Origin of the sequence: Klebsiella sp. PCX, assembly GCF_021869705.1 — a bacterium.
Taxonomy (GTDB): Bacteria; Pseudomonadota; Gammaproteobacteria; order Enterobacterales; family Enterobacteriaceae; genus Klebsiella; species Klebsiella quasipneumoniae.
Genome location: NZ_CP091527.1, coordinates 582,544 through 599,764, shown reverse-complemented (window position 1 = coordinate 599,764; position 17,221 = coordinate 582,544). Strand labels below are relative to the sequence as shown.

Here is a 17,221-nt window from a genome sequence, read left to right as displayed (position 1 = left end):
AGTCCCGATCATGAATTCACTGTCTAAAGTCGCCCTGTTCACTCTGATTTCTGGCGCGGTGTTCGCCGTCCAGGCCGCCGACCCGCACGCCGGCATGGCGATGCACGAACAGCCCGCCGCCGCACAGACGCAAAGTATCAGCGGCAAAGGGGTCATTAAAGCCATTGATATGGATAGCAAAAAAATCACCATCGCTCACGAAGCCATCCCGGCGGTGAACTGGCCGCCGATGACCATGCGCTTCACCATCACCCCGCAGACCCAGCTCAACAATGTGAAGGACGGCGACAGCGTGGACTTCACCTTCGTTCAGCAGGGCAACCTGTCGCTGCTGCAGGATATTCGCGCCCACTAATGGCCCGGCGACGGCAAGCCTCTCAACGACGGAATGGACAACACATGGCATCCCTGACACTGAAAAACACGGCGCTGATCCTCGGCAGCATGGCGATCGGCGGCGCGCTCACCGCAGCGCTGTATACCCGGACTGCGGCGCCCCACGACGCTGCCGCAGCCGCCCCGACGGCCGAGCAGCAACGTAAAGTGCTGTTCTGGTACGATCCGATGTACCCGAACACCCGCTTTGATAAACCGGGTAAATCGCCGTTTATGGATATGGACCTGGTGCCGAAATACGCCGATGAGGAGAGTGCCGCCGCCGGGGCGCCGGGGGTGCGTATCGACCCGACGCAGACCCAGAATCTTGGGGTGAAAACCGCCGCCGTCACCCGCGGGCCGCTGCGCTACGCCCAGACCTTCCCGGCCAACATCAGCTACAACGAGTACCAGTACGTGATTATGCAGGCGCGGGCGGCGGGCTTTATTAATAAAGTCTATCCCCTGACCGTCGGCGACAAAGTGCAACAAGGTACGCCGCTGCTGGAACTGACCATCCCGGACTGGGTGGAAGCGCAGAGCGAATACCTGCTATTGCAGGAGACCGGCGGCACCGCCACCCAGGTCGAGGGGATCCTCGAGCGGCTGCGTCTCGCCGGAATGCCGGACGACGATATCCGCCGCCTGAAAGCCACGCGCAAGATCCAGACCCGTTTCACCCTCAAGGCGCCCATCGACGGGGTGATCACCGCCTTCGATCTGCGCGCCGGAATGAACATCGCCAAAGATAACGTGGTGGCGAAAATTCAGGGCATGGATCCGGTGTGGGTCAGCGTGGCGGTCCCCGAGTCCATCGCCTGGCTGATCAAAGATGCCTCGCAGTTCGCCATTCAGGTTCCCGCCTGGCCGGACAAAACCTTCCGCATCAGCAAATGGACGATCCTCCCCAGCGTCGATAGCGCCACCCGCACCCTGCAGCTGCGCCTGCAGGTCAACAACCCGGATGAAGCGCTGAAGCCGGGGATGAACGCCTATCTGCAGCTGACCAGTGAAAGCGAACCGATGCTGCTGATCCCCTCCAAAGCGCTGATCGACAGCGGCAGCGAGCAGCGGGTAATCACCGTGGATAACGAGGGCCGCTTCGTGCCGAAGCGGGTCCAGGTCTTCCATGAATCCAATGGCGTCACGGCCATTCGCAGCGGGCTGCAGGAGGGCGAGAAAGTGGTCGCCAGCGGCCTGTTCCTGATCGACTCGGAAGCCAATATCGCCGGCGCGCTGGAGCGCATGCGCGCGCAGGCCCCGGATGCCGTTGCCCCTGCCGCCCACGCGCACTGAGGAAAGGAACCATGATTGAATGGATTATCCGCCGCTCGGTGGCCAACCGCTTCCTGGTGATGATGGGCGCGCTGTTTCTCAGCCTCTGGGGGACCTGGACCATCGTCCATACGCCGGTGGACGCCCTGCCGGATCTCTCCGACGTACAGGTGATTGTCAAAACCAGCTACCCGGGACAGGCGCCGCAGATCGTCGAAAACCAGGTCACCTGGCCGCTAACCACCACCATGCTGTCGGTGCCCGGCGCCAGAACGGTGCGCGGCTTCTCGCAGTTTGGCGACTCTTATGTGTATGTGATTTTTGAAGACGGCACCGATCCTTACTGGGCGCGCTCACGGGTACTGGAGTATCTCAACCAGGTACAGGGCAAACTGCCCGCCGGGGTGAGCGCCGAAATGGGCCCGGATGCCACCGGCGTCGGCTGGGTCTTCGAGTACGCGCTGGTCGACCGCAGCGGCAAGCACGATCTCGCCGAACTGCGCTCCCTGCAGGACTGGTTCTTAAAATACGAGCTGAAAACCATTCCTAACGTCTCAGAAGTGGCGTCGGTGGGCGGCGTGGTCAAGGAGTACCAGATTATCGTCGACCCGATGAAGCTGACCCAGTACGGCATCAGCCTCGGCGAGGTGAAATCGGCGCTGGACGCCTCTAATCAGGAGGCGGGCGGCTCTTCGGTCGAACTGGCGGAAGCCGAATATATGGTGCGCGCCAGCGGCTATCTGCAGACCCTAGACGACTTCAAAAACATTGTGCTGAAAACCGGTGACAACGGCGTGCCGGTGTATCTCGGCGACGTCGCGCGGGTACAGGTCGGCCCGGAGATGCGCCGCGGTATCGCCGAACTGAACGGCGAAGGCGAAGTGGCCGGCGGGGTGGTGATCCTGCGCTCCGGCAAGAACGCCCGGGAAGCGATCTCGGCGGTCAAAGAAAAACTGGCGTCGCTGCAAAGCAGCCTGCCGGAAGGGGTTGAAGTCGTCACCACCTACGACCGCAGCCAGCTTATCGACCGCGCCATCGACAACCTCAGCCACAAACTGCTGGAAGAGTTTATCGTCGTCGCCCTGGTCTGCGCCCTGTTCCTGTGGCACGTGCGCTCGGCGCTGGTGGCGATTATCTCCCTGCCGCTCGGCCTGTGCTTCGCCTTTATCATGATGCATTTCCAGGGACTCAACGCCAACATCATGTCGCTGGGCGGGATCGCCATTGCGGTGGGGGCGATGGTCGATGCCGCCATCGTGATGATTGAGAACGCCCACAAGCGGCTGGAGGAGTGGGCGCATCAGCATCCGGGAGAGAAGCTCGGCAACGACAGGCGCTGGAAAATCATTACCGACGCCTCGGTGGAGGTTGGCCCGGCGCTGTTTATCAGCCTGCTGATCATCACCCTGTCGTTTATCCCCATTTTCACCCTCGAAGGCCAGGAGGGCAAACTGTTCGGCCCGCTGGCCTTCACCAAAACCTGGTCGATGGCCGGGGCGGCGCTGCTGGCGATCATGGTGATCCCGATCCTGATGGGCTTCTGGATCCGCGGCAGGATCCCGGCGGAGAGCAGCAACCCGCTGAACCGCTTTTTGATCCGCATTTATCACCCGCTGCTGCTGAAGGTGCTGCACTGGCCGAAGACCACCCTGCTGATCGCGCTCCTGTCGATCCTGACGGTTGTCTGGCCGCTTAACCGGGTCGGCGGGGAGTTTCTGCCGCAGATCAACGAGGGCGATCTGCTGTATATGCCGTCAACGCTGCCGGGGATCTCCGCCTCGCAGGCGGCGGATATGCTGCAGAAGACCGACAAGCTGATCATGATGGTGCCGGAGGTGGCGCGGGTGTTCGGTAAAACGGGTAAGGCAGACACCGCTACCGACTCCGCGCCGCTGGAGATGGTAGAGACCACCATTCAGCTCAAGCCGCAGGATCAGTGGCGGCCGGGGATGACCATGGAGAAGATCGTCGACGAACTGGACAAGACCGTGCGCCTGCCGGGGCTGGCGAACCTGTGGGTGCCGCCGATCCGCAACCGCATCGACATGCTCTCCACCGGCATCAAGAGCCCGATTGGCATTAAGGTTTCCGGCACTAACCTGGCCGATATCGACGCCATCGCCGGGCAAATTGAGGTGGTGGCGCGCAGCGTGCCGGGGGTCACGTCAGCGTTAGCCGAGCGGCTGGTGGGCGGGCGCTACCTCGACATTGATATCCAGCGTGAGAAGGCGGCCCGCTACGGCATGACCGTCGGCGACGTGCAGCTGTTCGTCTCGTCCGCTATCGGCGGGGCTATGGTCGGCGAAACGGTGGAGGGCGTCGAGCGCTATCCAATCAACATCCGCTACCCGCAGAGCTATCGCGACAGCCCGCAGACCCTGCGCCAGCTGCCGATTCTCACCCCGCTGAAGCAGCAGATCGTCCTCAGCGACGTCGCCGAGGTGAAGGTGGTCAGCGGGCCATCGATGCTGAAGACCGAGAACGCCCGCCCCACCAGCTGGATCTACATCGACGCCCGCGACCGTGACATGGTGTCAGTGGTGCACGATCTGCAGCAGGCCATCGGCAAAGCGGTGAAGCTGAAGCCGGGCATCAGCGTGTCGTATTCCGGGCAGTTCGAGCTGCTGGAGCGCGCCAATCAGAAGCTGAAGCTGATGGTGCCGATGACGCTGATGATTATCTTTGTGCTGCTGTACCTGGCGTTCCGCCGCGTCGGCGAGGCGCTGCTGATCATCGCCAGCGTGCCGTTCGCCCTTGTGGGCGGGATCTGGTTCCTCTACTGGATGGGGTTCCATCTGTCGGTAGCCACCGGCACCGGCTTTATCGCCCTGGCCGGGGTGGCCGCGGAGTTTGGCGTGGTGATGCTGATGTACCTGCGCCACGCCATCGAGGCCGAGCCATCGCTGGAGAACCCGCGTACTTTCAGCGTCGAGAAGCTCGACGAGGCGCTGTATCAGGGGGCGGTGCTGCGCGTGCGGCCGAAGGCGATGACCGTGGCGGTGATTATCGCCGGCCTGCTGCCGATTTTGTGGGGCACCGGCGCCGGGTCGGAGGTGATGAGCCGCATCGCCGCGCCGATGATTGGCGGAATGATCACCGCCCCGCTGCTGTCGCTGTTTATTATTCCGGCGGCGTATAAGCTGATGTGGCTGTCCCGGCATCGGGACAAGCGCGGCCGCTAGCCCACCGCGTTTACGCCGGTCCGGGAAATTGGCTATAGTGGCGCCATTCTTCTGGCCGGCGTGAACGTCCCTATGAATCTGAACCTGGTATGTTATTCCCTGCTGCTGCTCACCGCCGTGGGCAGCGCCCTGCTGCCCTACCCGCTGGCGATGTGGTTTTTACTGAGCAGCCTTCTGACATGGCTTATTTATGGCGCCGACAAGCTGGCGGCACGCAAAGCCTGGCGCCGGGTGCCAGAAACCACGCTACTGGTGCTGGGCCTGGTGGGAGGCTGGCCGGGGGCCATCCTCGGCCAGCAGTGCTTTCGTCATAAAACGCAAAAGCAGCCCTTCCGGACGTGGTTTTTCATCAGCGTGGCGCTGAACGTGGCGGCGCTGGCCGGGCTGTACGTGGTTTATACCCACCTGCTAAGCCGATAAGGGGCGAGGCTAGCGCGGCGTCTGGCGGATCCACACCAGGCGATCGACGTCAAAGCCCAGCTCGCGCGCGGTATTCAGGTAATCCTGCTTCACCGCCGCCGGGATGGTGGGGGTGCGCGACAGGATCCAGAGATAGTCGCGGTTGGGGCCGCTGACCAGCGCGTACTGGTAGTCGTCGTCCAGACGGATCACGTTATAGCCGCCGTAGAATGGCCCGAAGAACGACACCTTCAGCGCCGCGGTGGTGGGGGCGCCGGTGAAATAGGCTTTCCCGTCGCTCTCATTCCAGCGTTTTTTAACCGGGTCATAACCGCGATTGACGACGCTGATCCCCCCGTCGCTGCGGGCGCCGTAGGTGGCGGTCACCTGCTCCAGGCCTCGCTCGAAGCGATTCTCCAGGCGAGCGACCTCATACCATTTTCCGAGATAACGACTGGCGTCAAACCCGCTAATCGGCTGTACGCCCTTCGGCGGGGTGGGCGATTTGCAGGCCACGAGGGTCAACGCGATAGCGACGCCAGTGACAACAGGCCATAGCTTCATGAGAACTCCTTTCATTTACGCGGTTGGGGGAAAGTGTAGTGCAAAGCCGCTACACTTCACGCCAGCCGACGTGATTCGTAGTATATTGAGAATATTCTTTGTTAACAGGTGGCCTCCATGCCTTACTCCATCGGCGAATTTGCCCGACTTTGCGGGATAAATGCGACCACGCTTCGCGCCTGGCAGCGCCGCTACGGCCTGCTTAAGCCGCTGCGCACCGATGGTGGACACCGTCTGTACAGCGATGACGACGTCCAGCAGGCGCTGAAGATCCTCGACTGGGTGAAAAAAGGGGTGCCGGTTAGCCAGGTGAAGCCCCTGCTGTCGCGCCCCGGCGCGCGGCGCACCAACAACTGGCTGACGCTGCAGGAGACCATGCTGCAGCGGCTGAAAGAGGGAAAAATCGAGTCCCTGCGCCAGCTTATCTACGATGCCGGGCGCGAATATCCGCGTCAGGAGCTGGTGACCGAGGTGCTGCGTCCGCTGCGCAGCCAGGTCTCTGCCAACGTGCCGGCCATCATGACCCTGCGCGAAATCCTCGACGGCATCATCATCGCCTACACCTCGTTTTGCCTCGAAGGCGATAAGAAGGCGCCCGGGGATAACTTTCTGATCACCGGCTGGCACCTGACCGACGCCTGCGAAATCTGGCTTGAGGCGCTCAAGCGTACCGGCCAAGGTCATCGCATCGACGTCCTGCCGGTGCCTCCCGCCGCCCTGGCGCCGGAGATTTTTCCCCAGCGCAACTGGCTGCTGGTCACCAGCGGTAAACTCTCCGCCGCTCGTCAGAGGCAGATCGAACTCTGGCAGCAGCAGGTCGTCTCCCTCGAGGTGATCCCGCTCTAACCCCCGGTTTTCACTTACCTCCACGCTCTGTTCCGCCAGCGCCCGGTGGCGCGGCGGGCGCACGCTTGCCCTTTGCGCCACGCGTGATTTTCACCCTTTAAAACACCAATAATAAACATATGATTTTTAACACAAATAAAATATATTTTTCCACAAACTTGGACAAATAATTTTATTTGTGTAAGTTTTAAGTATGCCATTACGCCACCGTGTTTAGCCAGGATGTGATCCATGAGCACCTCGCCGTCCGTGATTCGTCGTTTCGTTGAGTACTACGCCGGGCTGGATGCGCAGCCGCCCTCGGCGCTGGCCGCGCTGTACCATCCGGACGCGACGCTGAGCGATCCTTTTGGTCAGCACCAGGGGCTGTTCGCCATCCAGCGCTACTTTACCCATCTGCTGGCCAACGTGGAGCAGTGCCGGTTCACCATCGACACGCCGCTCTGCGACGGTCAGCGGTTCGCCGTGACCTGGACCATGCACTGGTCGCATCCGCGCATTGCCGGCGGAGAAACGCTGGCCCTGCCGGGCTGCTCGGTGGTGGACATCGCCGGGGAGCAGATTCTCCATCAACGCGACTTCTACGACGCCGGGGAGATGATCTACGAGCATCTTCCCCTGCTGGGCTGGGCGGTACGCGGCGTGAAACGGAGGGTGCGCTCATGATGACGGTGCTTATCACCGGCGCCAGCTCCGGGATTGGCGCCGGCCTGGCGAAGTCCTTCGCGGCGGATGGCCACCTGGTCATCGCCTGCGGGCGCGATGCGTCGCGCCTGACGGCGCTGCAGCAGTTCAGCCCCAATATCAGCGCGCGCCTGTTCGATATGACAGACAAGGACGCCTGTCGCCAGGCGCTGACGGGCTGTTTTGCCGACCTGATCATTCTCTGCGCCGGCACCTGCGAATACCTCGACCACGGACAGGTGGATGCCGCCCTCGTGGAGCGGGTGATGGCCACCAACTTCCTTGGGCCGGTGAACTGCCTGGCGGCGCTGCAGACGCAGCTGGAGGCTGGCGATCGGGTGGTGCTGGTCAGCTCCATGGCGCACTGGCTGCCCTTCCCGCGCGCGGAAGCCTATGGCGCCTCCAAGGCGGCGCTGACCTGGTTTGCCAACAGCCTGCGTCTTGACTGGGAGCCGAAAGGAGTCGCCGTCACGGTGGTCTCTCCAGGCTTCGTCGACACCCCGCTGACGCGCAAAAACGACTTTGCCATGCCCGGCCGGGTGAGCGTGGATCGGGCGGTGGCGGCGATCCGCCACGGCCTGGCGAAGGGAAAAAACCACATCGCCTTCCCCACCGGTTTCAGCCTGGCCCTGCGGCTGCTGGCCAGCCTGCCGTCAGGTATGCAGCGCCTGCTGTTGCGCAGGATGGTGCGCTCATGAACATCGCCATCATCGGCAGCGGCATCGCCGGGCTGACCTGCGCCTGGCGGCTGGCCGGACACCATCAGGTGACGCTGTTCGAAGCGGGCGCCACGCCGGGCGGCCACACCGCCACCGTGGATGTCACCACGCCGCAGGGCACCTGGGCCATCGATACCGGATTTATCGTCTACAACGATCGCACCTATCCGCGCTTTATGGGCCTGCTCAGCGAGCTGGGGATCGACGGGCAAAAAACGCAGATGAGCTTCTCGGTCCACAACCCGGCCAGCGGCCTGGAGTACAACGGCCACAGTCTGACCTCGCTCTTCGCCCAGCGACGCAATCTGCTGAAGCCGGCCTTCTGGGGGCTGCTGAGCGAGATCGTCCGCTTCAACCGGCTGGCAAAACTGGCGCTGACCGAGGCGCTGGATCCGGGCGCGACGCTGGAGAACTTCCTCTCCCGCCACCGTTTTAGCCCCTTCTTCGCCCGCCACTATATCCTGCCGATGGGGGCGGCCATCTGGTCGTCGTCGCTGCAGGAGATGCGCCGCTTCCCGCTACCGCTGTTTTTGCGCTTCTTTGAAAACCACGGTCTGCTGGATATTCGCGATCGTCCGCAATGGTACGTGGTGCCCGGCGGTTCCCGGGAATACGTCCGCGCCCTGCTCGCCAGGCTCGGCGATCGCCTGGACCTGCGGCTCAACGCGCCGGTGCAGCAGGTGGACCGCCACCCGGCGGGAGTTATCCTGCGGCTGGCGTCCGGGGAGGCGCATTTTGACCAGGTGATCTTCGCCTGCCACTCCGGGCAGGCGCTGGCGATGCTGGCGGCGCCCACCGACGCCGAGCGTGAGGTGCTGGGGGATATCGGCTGGCAGCGCAACGAGGTGGTGCTGCACAGCGATCCGCGCTGGCTGCCGGAGCGCCAGCGCGCCTGGGCCAGCTGGAACTATCGCCTGAGCGACGGGGATTTGGCCCGGGCCTGCGTCACCTACAACATGAATATTCTCCAGGGGCTGCCTGCGGGCGCCCCCCTGTTCTGCGTCACTCTGAACCCGGACGCGCCAGTGGACGATCACTATGTCTGGCAGCGCTTCGTCTATGAGCATCCGCTGTTTAACCCGCAAAGCTGGTCGGCCCAGCTGCGGCGCGAAGAGATTAACGGCCAGCAGCGGAGCTGGTACTGCGGGGCCTACTGGTACAACGGCTTTCATGAGGACGGGGTGCGCAGTGCGCTCGACGTGGTGCAGGGCATCGCCGCGGCGGAGGACAACTGAAATGAACAGCTGCCTCTATCAGGGCGTCCTGCGCCACCGTCGCCTGCAGCCGAAGGCGCACCACTTCGTCTACCGCCTGTTTATGGCCTGGCTTGACCTTGACGAACTGGACAGGCTGCCTGAGGCGGGCATCCGTCGCAACCGCCTGGCCGCCGCCGCCTGGTACGACGCCGATTATCCGCTGGGCGCGCCGCTGAAGGCCCAGGTGCTGAACCGGCTGGAGAGCCTGACCGGCTGCCGCCCGGCAGGCCGCGTGATGCTCCTGACCCAGCTGCGCTACTTCGGCTTCCATTTTAATCCGGTCAACTTTTACTACTGCTATGACGAAGCCGACACCCTGCGCTGGGTGCTGGCCGAAGTGCGCAACACGCCATGGAATGAGCGTCATTACTACGCGGTGGACGGCCAGCAGGCGCACCCGCTGGAGAAAGCCTTTCACGTTTCGCCGTTTAACCCGATGGACATGGTCTATCACTGGCGCTTCAACGCGCCGGGCAAAACGCTGCACATGCACATTGAAAACCATCAGGCCAGCAAGGTGTTCGACGCCACGCTGGCCCTGAGCCGCGTGCCGTTAACCCGCGCCAACCTGCGCGGGCTGCTGCTGCGTCTGCCGATGATGACCCTGAAAACCGTCCTCGCCATCTACTGGCAGGCGCTGCGGCTGTGGCTGAAGCGCGTGCCGCTGTACAACCATCCTGTCAGCAGGAGTGAACGCTCATGACCGATCCCGTCTTTGCGCTTGAACCCGATGTGCCGCGCAACGTGCGGCTCGCGCGCTGGCTGCTCTTTCGTCTGTTGAGCGGCCTCCGCGAAGGCTCGCTCACCGTGCGCGAAGGGGCGCAGACTTTTCATTTTGGCGACCCCGCCGCCGCGCTGCGCGCAGAGGCGCGGGTCTGCACGCCGGAGGTGTACTGGCGTCTGCTAACCGGCGGCAGTCTCGCGGCGGCCGAGGCCTGGATGGACGGCGACTGGGAGAGCCACCAGCTGACGGCGCTGTTGCAGATCCTCGCGCGCAACGGCGAGGTGCTGGGGCGTCTGGAGCGCGGCTTTCGTCTGCTGGGTAAGCCTGTCGCCCGCCTGCGCCACTGGACTCGACGCAACACCCGCGCCCAGGCGCGGGAGAACATTGCCGCCCATTACGACCTCGGCAACGAATTTTATGCGCACTTTCTGGATGACGACCTGCTCTACTCCAGCGCGCTGTTTACCGACGACGAGCAGGATCTGACCCAGGCCCAGCGGGCCAAGATGGCGCGTCTGTGCGACCAGCTGGCGCTCAACCCCGGCGATCATCTGCTGGAGATTGGCACCGGCTGGGGGGCGCTGGCCGAGTACGCCGCCCGCCATTACGGTTGCCGGGTCACGACTACCACCCTTTCCCGGGAGCAGCACCGCTGGGCTACCGAGCGCATGGCCCGCGCCGGGCTGCAGGATCGCGTCGAGGTGCTGCTCTGCGACTACCGCGATCTGCGCGGCGAGTACGACAAACTGGTGTCGGTGGAGATGATTGAGGCGGTGGGCCAGCGCTACCTCCCGGCCTTCTTCCGCACCTGTCAGGCGCGACTGCGCCCGGGCGGTAAAATGGCCCTGCAGGCGATCACCATTCAGGATCAGCGCTATCGCGACTACAGCAAAAGCGTCGATTTTATCCAGCGCTACATCTTCCCGGGCGGCTTTTTGCCCAGCATCACGACAATGAGCGAGCTGATGACCCGCCATACCGATTTTGTGGTGCGCAACCTGTTCGACATGGGCCCGGACTATGCCCGCACCCTGGCGCACTGGCGGCAGCGTTTTACCCACGCCTGGCAGGATATTGAAAAGCTCGGTTTTGATGAGCGCTTCCGCCGGATGTGGCTCTACTACTTCGGCTATTGCGAAGCCGGATTTAACGCCCGCACCATCAGCGTGGTGCAGCTCACCGCGGAGCGGGTATGACACGCCCGGCGCAGCACTTGCTTATGGCCCTCGCGTTCGATGTTTACTGGACGCTGGTGGTGATGTTGCGCGAGCGCGGCCTGCTGATCTGGCTGACGCTGGCGCTGTTCGCCTGGCTGCGGTTGCCGGCGGCCAGTCGTCCGCCCGCCCTGCTGCTGGCCGCGGCGGGCTGCGGGCTGGACGCCTGCTGGGCGCTGGCGGGGCTGATTGATTTTCCCGGCGACAGCCTGCTGCCCCTGTGGATGGTGGCCCTGTGGCTGATGTTCGCCGTCGTCTGGACCCGACTGACCCGCACCGCGACGCTTCCCGGCTGGGTGCTGGCCACGGCGGCGACCCTCGGCGGCCCGGTGGCCTACCTGATCGGCGCTCGCCTCGGAGCCATGACCCTGCTGGTGCCGACGGCGCTTGCCGTGGCCGCCATGGCCTGCGGCTGGCTGGTGATCATGCTGCTGTTCCATCTGGGGATGGGGAGGCAAAAATGAGATTCGCCCTGTTACTACTATGGCTGACCGCCCTCGCCCCGGCGGCCCACGCCGCCGACTGGCTGGCGTGGCGCCGCGTCGGCGAGGCGACCCTCACCTGGGGGCCGTTCACCGTCTATCACTCACAGCTGCGCACGCCCAATGGTCGGTATGACGGCCCGCAGCAGGATCGGGCGCTGATCATCACCTACCAGCGCGACATCGATCGCGAGGCGCTGGTGGACGCCACCCGCGACCAGTGGCAGGCGCAGGGTATTCTGCAGCAGGAGCCGCGCAGCGAAGCCTGGCTGCGCATGCTGCAGGGGCTCTGGCCCAACGTCGCGCCGGGCAGCCAGCTGGCGTTCGTGGTCCGCGGCGGCGAGGGGCAGTTCTGGTACCGCGCCAGCGCCGCACAGACCGCCTTTACCCCGCTCGGCCCGCGCCAGTCGGCGGCGTTCAGCACCCGCTTTCTCGCCATCTGGCTCGATCCACGCACCACTTATCCCGAACTGCGTCAGCAGTTGATCGGAGGTACACCATGAAACGCATTCTGACCCTTGGCCTGGCGCTGCTGATGCTGATGCTCGCCGGCTGCAGTACCGAGGTCACCGAATACCGGCAGCAGCAGCCCGCCCTCGACATCTTTCACTATTTTCAGGGCCGAACCGAGGCGTGGGGGATGGTGCAGGATCGCAACGGCAAGCAGCTGCGCCGCTTCCATGTTGAGATCGATGGCGACGTCGTCGGCGACACCCTGACGCTCCATGAGCGCTTTGTCTATGACGATGGCGAGAAGCAGCAGCGGGTATGGCGCATTCGCCGCACCGGCGATAACCGTTATCAGGGCACCGCCGGGGATATCGAAGGCGTGGCCAGCGGCCAGGCGGCAGGCAATGCCTTTCACTGGCGCTACAGCATGAACGTCGAGGCCAGCGGCAGCAGGTGGCTACTGCAGTTTGACGACTGGATGTACCTGCAGGACGGCAGCCATTTGTTTAACAAAACCGAGATGAAGAAATTCGGCATTACGGTCGCCACCGTGACCCTTTTCTTTACCCGAACCACAGCAGAAGAGAGGACAGCGCCATGAACACGCAACCTGTCATTGGGATCAGCGGATGTTTAACCGGCTCAGCCGTGCGATTCGACGGCGGGCATAAGCGTATGGGCTTTGTGATGGATGAGCTCGCGCAGTGGGTGGCGTTTAAGCCCGTCTGCCCGGAGATGGCGATCGGCCTGCCCGTACCCCGCCCGGCGCTCCGCCTGGTGCAGACTCCGGTCGGGGAGATCCGCATGCGCTTCAGCCACGCCCCGCACGAGGATGTGACGGAGAAGATGGCCGATTTTGCCAACGCCCATCTGGCAACTCTGGGCGAGCTGTCGGGCTTTATCGTCTGCGCCAAATCGCCGAGCTGCGGGATGGAGCGCGTGCGGCTGTATGACGAAAAAGGCAATCGCGGGCGTAAGGAAGGCGTGGGGCTGTTTACCGGCGCCCTGATGGCGCGCTACCCGTGGCTGCCGGTGGAAGAGGATGGCCGGCTGCACGATCCGCTGCTGCGGGAGAATTTTGTCGAGCGCGTTTTCGCCCTGCATGAACTCAACGCCCTGCGCGCCCGCGGCCTGACCCGCCACGGCCTGCTGGCCTTTCACAGCCGCTACAAGCTGCAGCTGCTGGCTCACCACCAGGCGGGCTACCGCGAGATCGGCCCCTTCGTCGCCTCGCTGCATGAATGGGAGGATCTGGAGGCTTTCTTCGAGGTCTACCGTGAGAAGCTGATGGCGATCCTCAAGCGGCCCGCCTCGCGGAAAAACCACACCAACGTGCTGATGCATATTCAGGGTTATTTCCGCGACCAGCTGAACAGCCGCCAGCGCGGCGAGCTGCGGGAGGTGATCCTCAACTATCGCGCCGGGCTGCTGCCGATCCTCGCGCCGCTGACGCTGCTTAAGCACTATCTGGCCGAGTATCCGGATCGCTACCTGCAGGCGCAGAACTATTTTGACCCCTATCCGCAGGATCTTGCCCTGCGCCTGACGGTGAACTGAGGGGGGATGGGCCAGCTGCCCGGCGGCGCTGCGCTTGCGCGGGCCTGGGGGGGAGCCCGCAGGAAGGAACGCAGGCCGGATAAGGCATGTATGCCGCCATCCGGCATAAATGGAGCGCACCAGTTGTAGCCCGGCTAAGCGTAGCGCCAGCCGGGAACGCTCCTTCGGCAATGCTATCGCATCAGAACCACGCCTCAAACATCCCGCCGACGTTCAGCGAATCCAGCTGCTGGTCCTGGGTGCCGTTCACCTTCGCGGTATGCTCATTGTCCACCTGGCCGCCGGTCACGTAGAAGCGCAGCATCGGGCGGAACTCCGGCCCCATACCGATGGCGATGTTCTGCGACAGCGTCAGCTTCCAGCCGTGGTTATTCCCGCCCTGGTCGTAGTCCACGCGCTGGTAGCCCGCTTCCAGCCAGGTGGAGTGCACGTCGTTCCAGAAATACATCGGCCGCACGATGGCGCCGTAGTTCTTGCGGTTGTCGGTGTTGTCCCTGCCGTTGTCGTAGTCGTGGAAGGCCAGCAGATATTCCACCTGCGCCTGCTGAGTGAACTTATGGCTGCCCTCGAAGCTGGCGTAGACCGTGGTCAGGTCGTCGGTTTTGTTGTAGACGCTGTTATCCGAGTTGTCGGAGTAGCGCAGGATCACCTTGTTCACCCCGCTGTCGTTGGTGTGGCTCAGCACCAGGCCGCCCTGCCAGGCTTCGAGGCGCGCGTCGCTGTCCACCGCCTTCGAGTCAAAGCCGTAGTTGGCGTACACCTCGACGTCGATCGGCCCGGCCTTGATGTTGTGGGTTTTGGTGGTCAGCGCGTAGTGGCCGTTGTCGCCGGTGTCGGAGCTGCCGGTGCAGGTGATGCGCGACGGGTTGGTCTCGTCGGCCATCACTTCCGGGCTACAGGATTTCACCTGCGACACCGCCGCCACGTCGAACTGCACGCCGCCGATATCAAAGTTCTTCACCCCGGCGCCCTGGCCGTCATGGTTCATCCAGAAGTAGTCGTTGATCCCCTGTTGCGGACGCTGGTGGAAGTCGCGGCCGGCCCAGAGATAGGCGTTGGGGTTGGATTCCAGCACGTTGGTGACGCCGACGTAGGCCTTCTTCAGGTTAACCTCGTCGCTCCAGTGGTCGAACATCACGTTAAGATCCCAGATAGCCCCCTGCGCGCTTTTGAAGGCCTTGCTGATCTGGAATTCGCCGCCGTTGCTTTCGTTGCCCAGGCGGCCGATCGCCGAGGCGCCGTTATAGGAGCCGTCGACGCCGACATATTTCTGGTCGCCGGTCTGGAAGTGGGCGCCATAGCGGGCGTAGCCGCTGAACTTGAGGCCGAACGGAATGGCCATATCCGGCGAGGCGGCGGTGGTCTGCGGGTTGGTGATCACGTCGACCTTTTTGTCGGCCGCGGCGTCGATTTTCGCCTGGCGTTCGGCCAGCGCTTTATCAACGGCTTTGGCGACGATGGCGTCGATCTGTTCCTGAGTAAATTCTTGCGCCATTACAGAGGTAAGCGGAAAAAACGCGGCGATAACCGCCATGGTTAATGGAAGTTTTTTTATCATTGTCATGAGTTTCTCAATATAGGTTAATTTTATTCAGACAATAACCAGCCTATTCTGAGCTGACAGAATATGTCGCTATCATCAGAACAAGTTATTTTTTATTTTGTACGGTCACAGAGGCATTACACAGTTATCGCGACTCTTCCTCCTTCACTAATATTAAACAGGTGGCACAATAGCAGAACCATCCGCACGGCGGATTGTTCTGCTATAGACAGTCAAACAGATGGCCTTACGGCGCAGACAGCATAAATATAACACGAACCAATAAAGGCTATTTCCTGGCAGCGGGCAGATGGCGGAATATATGCCCCCGCAGGGGCATATCAGCCAAATTTAACCAAAGATATAGGTATTGACGAGATTTTCGAGTAATTCCTGACGCCCGCTGTGATGCTGCGGATTCAGATTATGCTGCTCAGCGTACCGGGCAATATTATCCAGCGACATGCGGCCGGCCATAATTTGTTGCCCCAGCTCGCCCTGCCAGCCGGCATAGCGTTTTGCCAGAGCCCGATCGAGCTTGCCATCCTCAATCATGCGCGCGGCCAGCTTGAGGGACAGCGCCATCACGTCCATGGCGCCAATATGGCCATAGAACATGTCGTATTTGTCGGTGCTTTGCCGGCGAACTTTGGCGTCAAAGTTCAGGCCGCCGGTGGTGAATCCCCCGGCTTTGAGGATCTCGTACATCACCAGAGTATTTTCTTCCACGCTGTTCGGGAACTGATCGGTATCCCAGCCGAGCTGCGCATCGCCGCGGTTGGCATCAACGGAGCCGAAAATGCCCAGCGCGATGGCGCTGGCGATTTCATGATGGAAAGAGTGCCCCGCCAGGGTGGCGTGGTTGGCTTCAATGTTCACCTTGATCTCATTTTCCAGACCAAACTGCTTCAGGAAGCCATACACCGTCGCGACATCGTAATCGTATTGATGCTTGGTGGGCTCCTGCGGTTTCGGCTCGATAAGCAGCGTGCCGCCAAAGCCAATCTTATGCTTGTGCTCCACCACCATCTGCAGGAAGCGGCCAATCTGCTCGCGCTCCTGGCGCAGATCGGTATTCAACAGCGACTCGTAACCTTCGCGGCCGCCCCACAGCACATAGTTTTCGCCGCCGAGCTGGTGGGTGGCGTTCATGGCGGTCACCACCTGCGTGGCCGCCCAGGCAAACACCTCCGGATCGGGGTTGGTCGCCGCCCCGGCGCCGTAGCGCGGGTGGGTAAAGCAGTTGGCGGTGCCCCAGAGCAGTTTCACGCCGGTTTGCTGCTGTTTCTCTGCCAGCACTTCGGTCATCACGGCGAAATTATGCAAATACTCTTTCAGCGACGCGCCTTCTGGCGAGACGTCGACATCGTGGAAGCAGTAATACGGCACGTTGAGCTTGTAGAAAAATTCAAACGCCACGTCCGCTTTGCGTTTGGCCATTTCCAGCGCATCGCCCGCGGCCTGCCAGGGACGCTCAAACGAGCCGGCGCCAAACATATCCGCGCCATTCCAGCAGAAGTTATGCCAATAACAGGCGGCAAAACGCAGATGATCTGCCATGCGTTTTCCCAGCACGATTTCATCCGGATTATAGTGGCGAAACGCCAGCGGATTATCGGTTTTAGGTCCGGCAAAAAGAACGCGTTCGAGCTGGTCAAAATAAGTTTGCATGATGAACTCCGAAATTGAGGAAGCCGAAAATTAACAACTGTGACACATCGTGTATTCTCATCGTCGGTTGCTCAATTACGTTATTTCACTCAGCGATTGAGAAAATGCTCAAATGTGAGCCATCTCGCAAATAAAACTATTTTAAATATCTCGCTTCGCGCGCGTATAGCGTACACTTCCTGGGGAATTCAGGTGAACATAGCGAATTAAAATGCCGGTTTTGTCACATTGCATATCTGTCAGAAAATTAGCGGCGGATAACGATTCAACGCAGGTGATA

Annotated in this window: 17 protein-coding genes; 14 read left to right on the top strand and 3 right to left on the bottom strand. The window is 62.1% G+C overall.

What is annotated here, in order from left to right; genetic code table 11:
- Positions 1–10: 10 nt before the first annotated feature.
- From cusF to GQR96_RS02735, 4 genes are all read left to right on the top strand, one after another.
- A complete protein-coding gene (gene cusF / locus GQR96_RS02750) occupies positions 11–355 on the top strand; it encodes a cation efflux system protein CusF (protein ID WP_017900885.1) in 345 nt (114 codons plus the stop codon).
- Positions 356–399: 44 nt separating this feature from the next.
- Positions 400–1,671 carry an efflux RND transporter periplasmic adaptor subunit gene (locus GQR96_RS02745; protein ID WP_062914085.1) on the top strand — a complete coding sequence of 424 codons (1,272 nt, stop codon included), beginning with the start codon at positions 400–402 and terminating at the stop codon, positions 1,669–1,671.
- A gap of 11 nt (positions 1,672–1,682) precedes the next feature.
- Positions 1,683–4,832, top strand: coding sequence for a CusA/CzcA family heavy metal efflux RND transporter (locus GQR96_RS02740; RefSeq protein WP_065905218.1), 3,150 nt, complete (start codon positions 1,683–1,685; stop codon positions 4,830–4,832).
- Between the two features lie 72 nt (positions 4,833–4,904).
- The gene (locus GQR96_RS02735) at positions 4,905–5,252 is read left to right on the top strand and encodes a DUF1294 domain-containing protein (RefSeq protein WP_017900888.1); all 348 of its coding nucleotides are present in this window, start codon (positions 4,905–4,907) and stop codon (positions 5,250–5,252) included.
- 9 nt (positions 5,253–5,261) lie between these two features.
- On the opposite strand, the gene GQR96_RS02730 is transcribed toward GQR96_RS02735, so the two are convergent.
- The gene (locus tag GQR96_RS02730) at positions 5,262–5,795 is read right to left on the bottom strand and encodes a lipocalin family protein (protein ID WP_002887259.1); all 534 of its coding nucleotides are present in this window, start codon (positions 5,793–5,795) and stop codon (positions 5,262–5,264) included.
- 117 nt (positions 5,796–5,912) lie between these two features.
- Here GQR96_RS02730 and GQR96_RS02725 point away from each other — a divergent pair, with 117 nt between their 5' ends.
- The 10 genes from GQR96_RS02725 (at position 5,913) to GQR96_RS02680 (ending at position 13,727) form a co-directional block, all read left to right on the top strand.
- Entirely contained in the window at positions 5,913–6,641 is a 729-nt protein-coding gene (locus GQR96_RS02725; RefSeq protein ID WP_004206722.1) for a MerR family transcriptional regulator, read from the top strand.
- 231 nt (positions 6,642–6,872) lie between these two features.
- Complete coding sequence (locus GQR96_RS02720; RefSeq protein ID WP_032456946.1) at positions 6,873–7,307, top strand: nuclear transport factor 2 family protein; 435 nt, start codon at positions 6,873–6,875, stop codon at positions 7,305–7,307.
- Entirely contained in the window at positions 7,304–8,023 is a 720-nt protein-coding gene (locus GQR96_RS02715; RefSeq protein ID WP_048294100.1) for an SDR family NAD(P)-dependent oxidoreductase, read from the top strand. Before GQR96_RS02720 ends, GQR96_RS02715 begins: the two co-directional genes overlap by 4 nt.
- Positions 8,020–9,279 carry an NAD(P)/FAD-dependent oxidoreductase gene (locus GQR96_RS02710; protein WP_065905216.1) on the top strand — a complete coding sequence of 420 codons (1,260 nt, stop codon included), beginning with the start codon at positions 8,020–8,022 and terminating at the stop codon, positions 9,277–9,279. The genes GQR96_RS02715 and GQR96_RS02710 overlap by 4 nt, the downstream gene beginning before the upstream one ends.
- A gap of 1 nt (position 9,280) precedes the next feature.
- Positions 9,281–10,003 (top strand): DUF1365 domain-containing protein, encoded by a 723-nt coding sequence (locus tag GQR96_RS02705; protein ID WP_065905215.1) that lies wholly within the window; start codon positions 9,281–9,283, stop codon positions 10,001–10,003.
- On the top strand, positions 10,000–11,220 hold the full coding sequence (locus tag GQR96_RS02700) for an SAM-dependent methyltransferase (RefSeq protein ID WP_048322845.1): 1,221 nt from the start codon (positions 10,000–10,002) through the stop codon (positions 11,218–11,220). Before GQR96_RS02705 ends, GQR96_RS02700 begins: the two co-directional genes overlap by 4 nt.
- The gene (locus GQR96_RS02695; protein WP_065905214.1) at positions 11,217–11,702 is read left to right on the top strand and encodes a DUF2878 domain-containing protein; all 486 of its coding nucleotides are present in this window, start codon (positions 11,217–11,219) and stop codon (positions 11,700–11,702) included. Before GQR96_RS02700 ends, GQR96_RS02695 begins: the two co-directional genes overlap by 4 nt.
- Entirely contained in the window at positions 11,699–12,223 is a 525-nt protein-coding gene (locus GQR96_RS02690) for a hypothetical protein (RefSeq protein ID WP_049003925.1), read from the top strand. The genes GQR96_RS02695 and GQR96_RS02690 overlap by 4 nt, the downstream gene beginning before the upstream one ends.
- Positions 12,220–12,771 (top strand): DUF3833 domain-containing protein, encoded by a 552-nt coding sequence (locus GQR96_RS02685; RefSeq protein ID WP_049003924.1) that lies wholly within the window; start codon positions 12,220–12,222, stop codon positions 12,769–12,771. The genes GQR96_RS02690 and GQR96_RS02685 overlap by 4 nt, the downstream gene beginning before the upstream one ends.
- Entirely contained in the window at positions 12,768–13,727 is a 960-nt protein-coding gene (locus GQR96_RS02680) for a YbgA family protein (RefSeq protein WP_004206730.1), read from the top strand. Before GQR96_RS02685 ends, GQR96_RS02680 begins: the two co-directional genes overlap by 4 nt.
- Positions 13,728–13,908: 181 nt before the next feature.
- Here GQR96_RS02680 and GQR96_RS02675 read toward each other — a convergent pair whose 3' ends face one another.
- Both GQR96_RS02675 and xylA read right to left on the bottom strand, forming a co-directional pair.
- Positions 13,909–15,291, bottom strand: a complete 1,383-nt coding sequence (locus GQR96_RS02675) for a carbohydrate porin (protein ID WP_182948318.1) — start codon at positions 15,289–15,291, stop codon at positions 13,909–13,911.
- Between the two features lie 330 nt (positions 15,292–15,621).
- On the bottom strand, positions 15,622–16,941 hold the full coding sequence (gene xylA / locus GQR96_RS02670; protein ID WP_017900971.1) for a xylose isomerase: 1,320 nt from the start codon (positions 16,939–16,941) through the stop codon (positions 15,622–15,624).
- Positions 16,942–17,221 lie beyond the last annotated feature (280 nt).

Excerpts from the sequence above, each read along its gene's own strand:
- GQR96_RS02680 (WP_004206730.1), top strand. The coding sequence starts at position 12,768 with ATGAACACGCAACCTGTCATTGGGATCAGCGGATGTTTAACCGGCTCA.
- GQR96_RS02740 (WP_065905218.1), top strand. The coding sequence starts at position 1,683 with ATGATTGAATGGATTATCCGCCGCTCGGTGGCCAACCGCTTCCTGGTG.
- GQR96_RS02710 (WP_065905216.1), top strand. The coding sequence starts at position 8,020 with ATGAACATCGCCATCATCGGCAGCGGCATCGCCGGGCTGACCTGCGCC.
- xylA (WP_017900971.1), bottom strand. The coding sequence starts at position 16,941 with ATGCAAACTTATTTTGACCAGCTCGAACGCGTTCTTTTTGCCGGACCT.
- GQR96_RS02745 (WP_062914085.1), top strand. The coding sequence starts at position 400 with ATGGCATCCCTGACACTGAAAAACACGGCGCTGATCCTCGGCAGCATG.
- GQR96_RS02695 (WP_065905214.1), top strand. The coding sequence starts at position 11,217 with ATGACACGCCCGGCGCAGCACTTGCTTATGGCCCTCGCGTTCGATGTT.
- cusF (WP_017900885.1), top strand. The coding sequence starts at position 11 with ATGAATTCACTGTCTAAAGTCGCCCTGTTCACTCTGATTTCTGGCGCG.
- GQR96_RS02720 (WP_032456946.1), top strand. The coding sequence starts at position 6,873 with ATGAGCACCTCGCCGTCCGTGATTCGTCGTTTCGTTGAGTACTACGCC.
- GQR96_RS02700 (WP_048322845.1), top strand. The coding sequence starts at position 10,000 with ATGACCGATCCCGTCTTTGCGCTTGAACCCGATGTGCCGCGCAACGTG.
- GQR96_RS02735 (WP_017900888.1), top strand. The coding sequence starts at position 4,905 with ATGAATCTGAACCTGGTATGTTATTCCCTGCTGCTGCTCACCGCCGTG.
- GQR96_RS02690 (WP_049003925.1), top strand. The coding sequence starts at position 11,699 with ATGAGATTCGCCCTGTTACTACTATGGCTGACCGCCCTCGCCCCGGCG.
- GQR96_RS02730 (WP_002887259.1), bottom strand. The coding sequence starts at position 5,795 with ATGAAGCTATGGCCTGTTGTCACTGGCGTCGCTATCGCGTTGACCCTC.
- GQR96_RS02715 (WP_048294100.1), top strand. The coding sequence starts at position 7,304 with ATGATGACGGTGCTTATCACCGGCGCCAGCTCCGGGATTGGCGCCGGC.
- GQR96_RS02675 (WP_182948318.1), bottom strand. The coding sequence starts at position 15,291 with ATGACAATGATAAAAAAACTTCCATTAACCATGGCGGTTATCGCCGCG.
- GQR96_RS02725 (WP_004206722.1), top strand. The coding sequence starts at position 5,913 with ATGCCTTACTCCATCGGCGAATTTGCCCGACTTTGCGGGATAAATGCG.
- GQR96_RS02705 (WP_065905215.1), top strand. The coding sequence starts at position 9,281 with ATGAACAGCTGCCTCTATCAGGGCGTCCTGCGCCACCGTCGCCTGCAG.
- GQR96_RS02685 (WP_049003924.1), top strand. The coding sequence starts at position 12,220 with ATGAAACGCATTCTGACCCTTGGCCTGGCGCTGCTGATGCTGATGCTC.